General features: G+C 27.4%; 15 protein-coding genes. All 15 read left to right on the top strand.

The window, feature by feature from the left end; genetic code table 11:
* Positions 1-135 precede the first annotated feature (135 nt).
* The 15 genes from spoIIIAA (at position 136) to RDX53_RS08195 (ending at position 10327) form a co-directional block, all read left to right on the top strand.
* Positions 136-1101: a stage III sporulation protein AA gene (spoIIIAA, locus tag RDX53_RS08265; RefSeq protein WP_195930811.1), complete on the top strand. Its 966-nt coding sequence runs from the start codon at positions 136-138 to the stop codon at positions 1099-1101.
* Positions 1091-1612 carry a stage III sporulation protein AB gene (locus tag RDX53_RS08260; RefSeq protein ID WP_243269585.1) on the top strand — a complete coding sequence of 174 codons (522 nt, stop codon included), beginning with the start codon at positions 1091-1093 and terminating at the stop codon, positions 1610-1612. Before spoIIIAA ends, RDX53_RS08260 begins: the two co-directional genes overlap by 11 nt.
* Positions 1613-1623: 11 nt before the next feature.
* Positions 1624-1821: a stage III sporulation protein AC gene (spoIIIAC, locus tag RDX53_RS08255; protein WP_195930813.1), complete on the top strand. Its 198-nt coding sequence runs from the start codon at positions 1624-1626 to the stop codon at positions 1819-1821.
* Between the two features lie 41 nt (positions 1822-1862).
* On the top strand, positions 1863-2249 hold the full coding sequence (gene spoIIIAD / locus RDX53_RS08250) for a stage III sporulation protein AD (RefSeq protein ID WP_195930814.1): 387 nt from the start codon (positions 1863-1865) through the stop codon (positions 2247-2249).
* 10 nt (positions 2250-2259) lie between these two features.
* On the top strand, positions 2260-3456 hold the full coding sequence (gene spoIIIAE, locus RDX53_RS08245; protein WP_195930815.1) for a stage III sporulation protein AE: 1197 nt from the start codon (positions 2260-2262) through the stop codon (positions 3454-3456).
* Between the two features lie 47 nt (positions 3457-3503).
* Positions 3504-4073, top strand: a complete 570-nt coding sequence (locus RDX53_RS08240) for a stage III sporulation protein AF (protein ID WP_195930816.1) — start codon at positions 3504-3506, stop codon at positions 4071-4073.
* A gap of 14 nt (positions 4074-4087) precedes the next feature.
* A complete protein-coding gene (locus RDX53_RS08235) occupies positions 4088-4663 on the top strand; it encodes a stage III sporulation protein AG (protein ID WP_195930817.1) in 576 nt (191 codons plus the stop codon).
* A 31-nt stretch (positions 4664-4694) separates the two neighbouring features.
* On the top strand, positions 4695-5396 hold the full coding sequence (locus RDX53_RS08230; protein ID WP_195930818.1) for a SpoIIIAH-like family protein: 702 nt from the start codon (positions 4695-4697) through the stop codon (positions 5394-5396).
* A 127-nt stretch (positions 5397-5523) separates the two neighbouring features.
* Positions 5524-6009, top strand: a complete 486-nt coding sequence (locus RDX53_RS08225) for an Asp23/Gls24 family envelope stress response protein (protein ID WP_195930819.1) — start codon at positions 5524-5526, stop codon at positions 6007-6009.
* Positions 6010-6087: 78 nt separating this feature from the next.
* The gene (gene nusB / locus RDX53_RS08220; RefSeq protein ID WP_195930820.1) at positions 6088-6597 is read left to right on the top strand and encodes a transcription antitermination factor NusB; all 510 of its coding nucleotides are present in this window, start codon (positions 6088-6090) and stop codon (positions 6595-6597) included.
* Entirely contained in the window at positions 6578-7558 is a 981-nt protein-coding gene (locus RDX53_RS08215) for an O-sialoglycoprotein endopeptidase (protein ID WP_195930821.1), read from the top strand. The genes nusB and RDX53_RS08215 overlap by 20 nt, the downstream gene beginning before the upstream one ends.
* Positions 7559-7560: 2 nt before the next feature.
* Complete coding sequence (xseA, locus tag RDX53_RS08210) at positions 7561-8766, top strand: exodeoxyribonuclease VII large subunit (protein WP_195930822.1); 1206 nt, start codon at positions 7561-7563, stop codon at positions 8764-8766.
* A 2-nt stretch (positions 8767-8768) separates the two neighbouring features.
* Positions 8769-8984, top strand: coding sequence for an exodeoxyribonuclease VII small subunit (xseB, locus tag RDX53_RS08205; RefSeq protein WP_195930823.1), 216 nt, complete (start codon positions 8769-8771; stop codon positions 8982-8984).
* Positions 8985-8986: 2 nt separating this feature from the next.
* Positions 8987-9874, top strand: a complete 888-nt coding sequence (locus RDX53_RS08200; protein ID WP_195930824.1) for a polyprenyl synthetase family protein — start codon at positions 8987-8989, stop codon at positions 9872-9874.
* Positions 9875-9898: 24 nt separating this feature from the next.
* Positions 9899-10327, top strand: a complete 429-nt coding sequence (locus RDX53_RS08195; protein ID WP_195930825.1) for a divergent PAP2 family protein — start codon at positions 9899-9901, stop codon at positions 10325-10327.
* Positions 10328-10474: the final 147 nt, after the last annotated feature.

Genomic DNA, 10474 nt, shown 5'->3' with positions numbered 1-10474 from the left:
TATGAGCTATTTTTTTATCCATTTTTAAGTGTTGCACTTAATATGATAATTCATCGTATAAAATTACATACACAATAAGAGTAATAATTTTTAATCAAAATAAATATATATTTATAAACAAGAAGGAGGGATATCATGAAACTTTCAGATGAAATTATTAACTCACTATCGATTAATTTGAGAAAAAAGATAAAAAGCATAATAAATGATGAAGTAAATATTGAAGAAATAAGACTTAGAGTAAATAAGCCATTGATAATAAATGGAGACTCCAAGGATTATTTTTATAATGACAAGACAAGTAATTTGGATTTAGAAATGAAAAATCCATATATAGTCACAAAAGAAGATATAGAAGAGACATTTCAAATTATATGTAAATATTCGGTGCATTCTTTTATAGATGATATTAAAAAGGGATTTATAACGCTGAGGGGGGGCCACAGAATAGGAATAGTAGGTAAGGTAATAATAGAAAATGGACAAGTAAAAAATATAAAGCATATTTCATCACTTAATATAAGAATATCTAGAGAAATTAAAGGATGCTCAAAAAAAGTTTTAAAACACGTAATAAAAAATAAAAATCAAATAAACAATACAATAATAATTTCACCACCACAATGTGGTAAAACTACTATTTTAAGAGACATAGTCAGAAATATAAGCAATGGAAATAGAGAATATGGATTTAAGGGAGTAAAAGTAGCATTAATAGACGAAAGAAATGAAATAGGAGGCTCATGTATGGGGATTCCCCAACTAGATGTAGGCATTAGAACAGATATTATGGAAACTTGTCCAAAAGACTTAGGAATCATGATGGTTTTAAGATCTATGTCGCCAGATGTAATTGTAACTGATGAAATAGGCAACGAAAGCGAAATAAAAGCATTATATACGGCTTTAAATGGCGGTGTAAGCTTAATTACAACAGTACATGGGGATTCTATCGAAGATATACAAAATAGAGAGGAATTAAGGCGTCTATTAGATGGAAACTTATTTAAAAAAGCAATCATATTATCTTCGAGAAACGGACCTGGTACAGTAGAAAAAATTTATGATTTGCAGGAAAAGAGATGGTATTTTGGAAATTAAAATAATATTAGTAGGAATGTTAATCGGATGTAGTTATTTAGTAGGAGAAGATATATCTAAAAGATATATAAAAAGACATAAACAACTAAATGATTTAATTAGGGTATTAGAGATAATGAGAATGGATTTAGCTTTTGGAATGTATACATTAGAAGAAATTTTTAGAAATATAGCAGTCAAAGATGAATATGATTTTAGTGAGTTCTTTTTAAAATTTGCAGATGAACTTTCAAAAGAAGATGGAAAAACAATAGAACAGATTTTACAAGATACAATAAATATTTTATATAAAAATACATATTTAAAAGAAAACGAAATTGAAGAATTTAAAAAGTTAATTTTATCTCTTGGTAAAAGTGAAGTAGAATCCCAAGAGAGATTAATAGATTTAACAGTAGAAAATCTAAAGAAGCTAACAATAGAAAGTAAAGAAGATATAAAAAACAAAGGTAATCTCTATAAAAAGCTAATAACATTTAGTGGAATATGTATAGGGATAATTTTAATTTAGGAGATGAGAGTATGGATATAACTTTAATATTCAAAGTAGCTGGTGTAGGAATTTTAATATCAGTTTTAAATATGATTTTGACAAAAGTAGATAGAAGTGACTGGGCAACACTTACAACCCTTGCAGGAGTCGTAATTGTTTTGGGGCTTGTGATAGGGGAAATAAGCGATTTATTCAATACTGTTAGAACAATGTTTAAATTATATTAAAAATTTAAGTTACAACAGAAAAATAAAATGGAGGTGGTATTTTGGAAATAATCCAAATCATAGGAATTGCCATAATATCAACCATACTTTGTTTATTCATAAAAAAGGACAGACCGGAATTTGCAAATTTTATAGCTATTACTGCTGGAGTAATTATACTTCTATCTGTAATCTTAAAACTAAATTTTATAGTAGAAGAAATAAATAAACTGGCTGACAGAGCAAATATTCCATCAATGTACATATCTTTAATAATAAAATTAATAGGAATAGCATATATTATGGAGTTTGCAGTGTCACTTTGTAAAGATTGCGGGGAAAACAATATAGCTGCTAAACTCGAGTTCGGTGGAAAAATTATAATTATGAGTATGTCTTTTCCGATACTGCTATCAATAATAGATGCGATAATCGGAATTATACCGTAGGAGAAAGATTATGAAAAATAAATTTAAAATAATATTAATAGCTTTATTTTTTATAATATCTATGAATAATATAAGTTTTGCAAATGAAAATAAAGACAATACAGAGTCAAGTACACAACAATACAAAGTATCAGATGAAACATCACAAAATTATATAAATAGGCAATTAGAAAAAATTAATATAAGTAAGTTGGAAGAAGAACTTAAAGATAATGAAATCTTTAAAAATATAGATTTAAAGCAATTTGCAAAGGATTTAATCAAAGGAGATGCTAAACTTACAGATTTAATAAATACCGAAAATATAAAAAAATTAGTAATAGATCAATTAATAGCAAGTCTAAAAGTAATTACTATGATAATCGTCTTAGCATTATTATCATCAATTCTCAAAAGTATAGAAGGCTCTTTTTCATCAGGTGAAGTAAGCAAAATTGTAAATTACATAATTTTTATAACTATGGTTACGTTAGTATTAGTCAATTTTAAAGATGTATTATCAATTGCATATACAACAGTAAATAGCATAATAAGCATAGTCAATGTAATTGTACCGATATTATTGACATTATTAGCAGTAGGGGGTCTTACAACGACATCAGCAACATTATCACCAGTGTTTGTGGGAGGTGTGTCTATAATAAATATGGTATTTAAAAATGTTATTTTTACACTTATAACATTGGCATTTTGCGTACTAGTTATAAATAACCTATCTAAAAACATAAAATTAAAGAGATTTTCAGAATTACTTAAAAAAGCAAATGTAGTAATTGTAGGAGCAGCTTTTACAGTTTACTTAGGTCTTGTATCTATACAAGGGATATATGTTACATCATTTGATAAGTTTGCTGTAAAAAGCGCTAAATTTGCAGTAGGAAGTTTTATACCTGTTATAGGGAGTTTCGTATCAGATTCAGTAGATTTATTGTTATCTTCTTCGATTTTATTAAAAAATATTTTTGGAGCAGTTGGACTTATTTTATTAGTTGGAATTTGCTTTATACCTCTCATAAAGATTTTTTCAATAATTCTAGTATATAAAATAGGTGCTGCAATAGTTGAACCTATAGGAGAGGAAAATATATCTTCCTTTATGGATGAAACATCTAAACTTATGACAGTTATTTTAATTTCTGTATTAGCAGTACTAATAATGTTTTTTGTGACGATAAGTATTTTGACATCACTTAGTATTACTTCATAGATAAAAATTATAAAAAGTTTAATAAAAATATAAATTAATCTAAGGGGGTGGATGAGATTAAAAGTTGGATAATCTGTATCTTAATAGGAGCTTTTATTATAAATATAGTAGATATGGTACTTCCAGAAAGTAAATTAAAACCTTATATTAATTTAGTTTGCAATTTTATATTTATATTTATTGTAATTTCACCAATTGTAGGTTTTTTCTCAAGTGACGAGTCATTTGAAGATAAGATACTAAAATCTATGACTGATTATAACGAAAGATATGTAGAGAGTAATAAAGATTTAGTTGATAATAACAGCAATTTTAACTTAGATAGTGAATACCAGAGCAATTTAAAAGATGTACTAAAAATGAAATTAGATGAATATGGATATGAACTTGAAGATATAGATTTTAATGGAACTGATATAGAAAGTCTTAAAATAAAAGAAAAAAATAATGAAGGAGATTCTGAATTGGAAGAAAATAGTAAAGATAAAGATAGTTCGAGCAAAGACAGCGAAGTTTTTAAAAATAATACGACAAACAAAAGTGAGAATAAAGATAAATTAAAAAACGACTTGATAAAAATCTTGGAAGTATCGATTGATAAAATTGAAATTGATTAATAGGAGCGAGTTTTATGTTTAAAAAAATAAATTTTAATGAAAAGGAAAAGAAAAAATTGATAAGCTTATTAGTTGTAGGTGCGCTATGTGTTGTAAGTCTAGTAGCGCTAAATATAATACAAGGAAAAGAAAAGGTAGCTGATGCACAAAAAGAGGAAAATACAACAACAAAGCAAAGTGAAGAAGCTCAACAAGCCTCTAGTAGTGAAAAAGAAAAAGATGATTTAGAAAAACAGCTTACAGCAATATTAAAAGAGATAAATGGTTCAGGTGATGTATCTGTTATGATTACTTATGATAATAGCGAAGAAATAGAGCCAGCGTATAATTCAAGTGCTACAAAAGAAACTACATCAGAAACAGATTCTTCAGGTGGAGAAAGAACAGTTGAAACATCAAGTGAAAATAAAACACTAGTCACTTCAAATTCTTCTGATCCTATAGTTATAAAGACTAAAGAAGCAAAGATAAAAGGTGTTTTAGTAGTTGCAAGTGGAGCAAAAGATGCTCAAGTAAAACAGACATTATATGAAGCTGTTCAAACAGCACTTCAAATATCAGGACATCAAGTTGAAGTTTATGCTAAATAAATACTTTGCATAAAAAAATAGGGGGGATTTTATGAAATTTAATTATAAAAACAGGGGATTTGTAGTTTTATCATTGAGTTTGATGTTGATTGCAGTAGGTGTAGTTAATTATCAACTTAGCAAAGATTCAACACTTAGTGTTTCAGATGAATTTAAGGCTTATGAACAAGCTCAAATAGATAAAAATTCTCCTGATGATACTACATTAGTAGATAGTATAGATGGCAAAGTAACTACTGATGATAAAGATAAATCTACAGAAACTTCTAATTCTAAAGATAATACTAAAGATACAGCTAAAGAAAATTCAGACGTAGAAAACTTGGCTAAAGAGACAAGCAAAGAAATAGAAGATACGCTAAATTCTAAGGAAAATATAGATAGCGATACATATATAGTAGATATGAAAATGACTAGAGAAAAACAAAGAAATCAACTTACAGAACAACTAAATGAAATAATAAACAATCCATCTACAGCTGATGAAGCAAAAGTAGAAGCATCAAACATGAAGGTTTCAATAGTAAAAAACAGCGATACAGAACTACAAATAGAGAATTTACTTTTAGCTAAAGGATATGATGAAGCAATAGTATTTATAGACGGAGATAAAGCAAATGTTGTCGTAAATATGGAAGAAATTAAACAAAATGATGCGACTAAAATATTTGATATAGTTTCAAATCAATCTGGAATCAGTCGCGAAAATATAAAACTTACAAATAATAGATAATTGATAAATTTTAGAATAAATTGATAAGAATGGGTTTATAATAAAATTAAGCCTTATTTCTTGCAAATTATAAAAGGATTTGATATTATATAATAAATAATAACCTAAGAATAGGGGGTAGTGTGTCATGGAAAATAATAATTTAGGACAAGTTAAAATATCAAACGAAGTGATAGTTACTATAGCTGGATTAGCAGCTTTAGAAGTTGAAAATGTAGAAACAATAACTACAATAACAGATAAACTACTTAAGAATAATGGTGTAAAAATTCAAATAGATGAAGAACAAATAATATTAGATATTTATGTTAATATCGAATTTGGAGAATCTATACCAGATACAGCTTTCAAAATACAAGAAAATGTTAAGAATACTGTAGAGACAATGACTGGACTAGAAGTATCTACTGTAAATGTACATGTACAAGGAATTACTTTCTATAAAGAAAAAGCAGAAAAAGAAGAAGCAAAAGCTCATAAAAGAGAAGAGGCTAAATTAGCTAAAGCTGCAAAAAAAGAAGAAGCTAGATTAGCAAAAGAAGCTAAAAAAGCATCAAAATCTGAAGAAAATGATGAAAATGACGAAGACGATGAAATAACAATAGCAGAGTAAGCAATAAAAACCCTCTGAAAAATCAGAGGGTTTTTTTATTGCAATATAGTGTATAATAAGTCTGAAGGAGGATTAAATATGAAAAACATAAGAGCAAAAAGAGAGACAAGTAGAGAATATTTAATGAAATTAATGTATCAAACATATATATCAAACGGAGATATAACTGATTTAGAAAATGAAATGGAAGAATTCTTACAAAACAACAAAGAATACATAGTAAGTAGATATAAAGAATTAGTTTTAACTTATTCAGACAAAGATGTAGACTTTGAAGGACTTTCATTAGAAAAATGTGTTGATAGAGTTTACTTAAATGAAATGTGTGATATTTTAAGATTCAAAATTGATTATATAAATGAACTTATAGAAAACAACGCGAAAAACTGGTCTATAAATAGATTTTCAAAAATAGACTTAGCAATATTACAAATAGCAATAGCTGAAATATTATCTGATTTAAATATACCAGATAGAGTTTCTATAAACGAAGCTATAGATTTAGCAAAAATGTATTGTGAAGCAAAAACACCTAAATTTATAAACGGAATTTTAGGAAGTGTTGTAAATGAGATCAAGGAGAGATAACATTGTAATAGGAATAGATACTAGCTGCTATACAACTTCTATAGCAGCTATCTCTTTAAATAAGGATATAATTTTAAGTGAAAAAATAATGCTTAAAGTTGACAAAGATTCAAAAGGGCTTAGACAAAGTGAAGGTGTTTTTCAACATATATCTAATATAGGAATATTAAGTGAGAATATAAGTGAAAAGTTAAAAAACTACAATATAGTTGGAGTGTGTGTCTCTGAAAAACCAAGACCAATAGATGGCTCTTATATGCCAGTTTTTACAGTAGGGCTAAATGCAGGAAAATTAATTAGTGCAACACATAATTGTCCTTTTTTCGAGACAACACATCAAGAAAATCATATAAAATCTAGTTTATTAGGGAAAAATCTATTAAACGAAAATAGATTTTTGGCAGTTCATATGTCTGGAGGAACTACAGAAATAGTATTAGTAAATAAAAATGAATACAACGATTATGAATTTGAAATTATCGGTGGAACAAAAGATATAAGTTTTGGACAACTAATAGATAGACTAGGTGTAAAACTTTCTTATAATTTCCCATGTGGTAAGTATATAGACGAAAATGCATTAAAATCCGATATAAAAATAGAAAATGGATTGAAAACTAGTGTAAAAGACGGATATATGAACTTATCTGGATTAGAAAATCAATTAAATAAAATAATGGAAAATGATGATAATATAGATAAATATTACTTATCAAAACTACTTATGGATACTATAGTGAGATGTATGCTAAAATCACTTAAATATCTATGTGAAAAATATGAAGCTTATGAAGTAGTATTTGCAGGCGGTGTATCTGCAAGTAAATATATATCTAAAAATTTAACTCAGAAATTGAAAAAGTATAATGTAAAAGCTTATTTTACAGAGTCTCACTTAGCTACAGATAATGCTGTAGGTTGTGCTTTGATAGGAATTGAAAATTTAAATTTAGGAGAATAAATATGAAAATAAGGGCTTTAGACGTAAGTGAAGCAAATTCGTATATAAAAAGAATTTTGATAAATGACCCTATACTGTGCAACTTAAAAATTAAAGGAGAAATTTCAAATTTTAAAGTTCATAGTAGCGGCAATGTGTATTTATCGCTAAAGGATCAAAATTCAAAAATTAATTGTGTTATTTTTAGAAATGACTACGATAGAAATTTAAATTTAGAAAATGGAACAAAAGTAATAGCAAGTGGATATATTTCAGTTTATGAAAGAGATGGTTCTTATCAACTATACATAAAACATATAGAAATAGCAGGGATAGGAAACCTATATATTGAATTTAATAAATTAAAAGAAAAATTGCAAAAAGAAGGTTTATTTGATTATAAATATAAAAAGCCAATACCTAAAATACCAAAATCTATAGGTGTAGTAACTTCGCCAACAGGAGCAGTAATTAGAGATATAATAAACGTGACAAAAAGGAGATATCCAAAAGTTCATATAAAATTATATCCAGTAAAAGTCCAAGGTGAGGGTGCAAAAGATGAGATATGCGAAGGTATAAGATTTTTCAATGAGATTCACAAAGTCGATACGATAATTATCGGTAGAGGCGGTGGTTCTATAGAAGATTTATGGGCATTTAATGAAGAAGAAGTGGCCAGATGTGTATTTGAATCAAAAATACCTATTATATCTGCTGTAGGACACGAGATAGATTTTACAATATGTGATTTTGTATCAGATATGAGAGCGCCTACACCATCAGCTGCTGCAGAAATTGCAATACCGGATGTAGATGATTTATATTTCAAATTAGAAAATATAAAAAGCAGGATGAATAAATCGTTGACTAATATAGTTAATTATGACGAACAAAAACTTAAATATACATTTAATAGAATTAATACTATTTTAAATGATTATATTATAAGTGATAAAATTTATGATTTAGATAAGATTATAGAAAAGTTAAACAATAATATAGAAACTAAAATAAATAAAGAAGAAATGAACTTAAAAAATTTAGGTTCTTTACTTCATAATTTAAGCCCATTAAGAACATTAGATAGAGGATATAGTATAATAAATAAAGAAGATGTAGTTGTGAATAGTGTTTTAAAAGTATCAGAAAACGATGAAATAGAAGTAGTTTTATCTGATGGAAGTTTAGATTGCACTGTAAATAAAATTAATAAAAAAGAGGGATAAAAATGGAACTTACATATGAACAAGCTTACTCAAAGTTAGAAGAAATTTTAAATAAACTTGAAACAAACAATGCGTCACTAGATGAATCATTAAAACTTTATGAAGAGGGTATAAAACTCTATGCTACATGTAATAAATTACTTGATAAAGCGAAATTTAAGATAAGCAAATTTAATGAAGATCAAGAGCTAGAAGATTTCGACTTAGAGGAGGAATAAAAATGGCATTTAAAGAAAATTTAAATACAAAATCTGCATATATAGAGGATTTGTTAAAAGAGTATATGCCAAAAGAAGAGGGATACCAAAAAACGATTTTTGAAGCTATGAATTACAGTTTAAGTGCTGGCGGAAAAAGATTAAGACCGATACTTACTTTAGAAGCTACAAAAATTGTAGGAGGAGATGAAAAAGAAGCTGTACCATTTGCTATGGCGATAGAGATGATACATACATATTCATTAATCCATGATGACCTGCCAGCTATGGATAACGATGATTTTAGAAGGGGAAAACCTACTAATCACAAAGTATTTGGAGATGCAATGGCGACTTTAGCTGGTGACGCTCTTTTAAATTATGCTTTCGAGATAATGCTTAAAGAATCAATAGGAAAATCAAATCCAGATAGAAGGCTAAAAGCTATCTATGAAATTGCAAGAGGCGCTGGAATATATGGTATGATAGGCGGACAAGTTGTAGATATAGAAAGTGAAGATAAATCAATAGAAAAAGAGAAACTAGATTTTATACATATGAATAAAACAGCTGCTATGATTGTAGGATGTATGAGAGCGGGCGCAATTATAGGAGATGCAACAGAAGAAGATTTACAAAATATAACTAGATATGCCAAAAATATAGGTTTGGCTTTTCAAATAGTAGATGATATCTTAGATATAGTTGGAGACGAAAAAATATTAGGAAAACCTGTAGGAAGTGATTTAGAAAACCATAAATCTACATATCCTACTTTAATAGGTCTTGAAAAATCAAGAAAAGTAGCAAAAGATTTAATAGAAGAGGCAAAAGATAGTATAAGAAAAATATCAGGGGATTTCAGCTTTTTAGAAGGTTTAGCTGACTATATAATTTCTAGAGACCACTAATCTAAAGTATATTTAGGAGGAAATATGACAGACATTTTTCAAAATAGAATTTTACTTATTAGTATATTTTCTTGTTTTTTAGCACAATTTATAAAAATATTTACGGGAAAAGAAAAAAGAATTGACTTTAAAAGAATTATAATTTCAGGAGGCATGCCTAGTTCGCATAGTTCATTTGTAACATCATTAGCTATGCTTGTGGGATTTGATAAAGGATTTGCATCTACTGAATTTGCAATAACAGCAGTATTTGCAATTATTGTAATGTATGATGCTTCTGGAGTTAGAAGAGCTGTCGGAAAACAAGCTGAGATTTTAAATCAAATAGTAGACGACTTTTTCCACGGGAAATTTGACCAACATAAAAAGCTAAAAGAATTAGTTGGACACACGCCAAAAGAAGTTTTATTTGGAGCTTTATTAGGAATAATAATAGGGATAGTGATGTCTTAGTAAAACAAAATTTAAGAGATTTCTTAAATTGAAAAAAAAATAATAATATGATATAATTCTAATGTTTAAAATATTGATAGAAAGAATATACTTTATTTAAAAGAGTATATTCTTTTTTTAGCAATAAAATATGATTTAAGACAAAAT

It is taken from the genome of uncultured Intestinibacter sp. (genome assembly GCF_902468165.1).
Classification (GTDB): Bacteria; Bacillota; Clostridia; order Peptostreptococcales; family Peptostreptococcaceae; genus Intestinibacter.
The sequence above is the reverse complement of the archived record's forward strand: the minus strand, read 5'-3'. Positions and strand labels throughout refer to the sequence as shown.

Bases quoted from the DNA above. Each gene is read 5' to 3' on its own strand.
- spoIIIAA (WP_195930811.1), top strand. From the start codon at position 136: ATGAAACTTTCAGATGAAATTATTAACTCACTATCGATTAATTTGAGA.
- RDX53_RS08215 (WP_195930821.1), top strand. From the start codon at position 6,578: ATGAGATCAAGGAGAGATAACATTGTAATAGGAATAGATACTAGCTGC.
- RDX53_RS08200 (WP_195930824.1), top strand. From the start codon at position 8,987: ATGGCATTTAAAGAAAATTTAAATACAAAATCTGCATATATAGAGGAT.
- spoIIIAE (WP_195930815.1), top strand. From the start codon at position 2,260: ATGAAAAATAAATTTAAAATAATATTAATAGCTTTATTTTTTATAATA.
- nusB (WP_195930820.1), top strand. From the start codon at position 6,088: ATGAAAAACATAAGAGCAAAAAGAGAGACAAGTAGAGAATATTTAATG.
- RDX53_RS08230 (WP_195930818.1), top strand. From the start codon at position 4,695: ATGAAATTTAATTATAAAAACAGGGGATTTGTAGTTTTATCATTGAGT.
- spoIIIAC (WP_195930813.1), top strand. From the start codon at position 1,624: ATGGATATAACTTTAATATTCAAAGTAGCTGGTGTAGGAATTTTAATA.
- xseB (WP_195930823.1), top strand. From the start codon at position 8,769: ATGGAACTTACATATGAACAAGCTTACTCAAAGTTAGAAGAAATTTTA.
- RDX53_RS08195 (WP_195930825.1), top strand. From the start codon at position 9,899: ATGACAGACATTTTTCAAAATAGAATTTTACTTATTAGTATATTTTCT.
- RDX53_RS08235 (WP_195930817.1), top strand. From the start codon at position 4,088: ATGTTTAAAAAAATAAATTTTAATGAAAAGGAAAAGAAAAAATTGATA.
- RDX53_RS08225 (WP_195930819.1), top strand. From the start codon at position 5,524: ATGGAAAATAATAATTTAGGACAAGTTAAAATATCAAACGAAGTGATA.
- xseA (WP_195930822.1), top strand. From the start codon at position 7,561: ATGAAAATAAGGGCTTTAGACGTAAGTGAAGCAAATTCGTATATAAAA.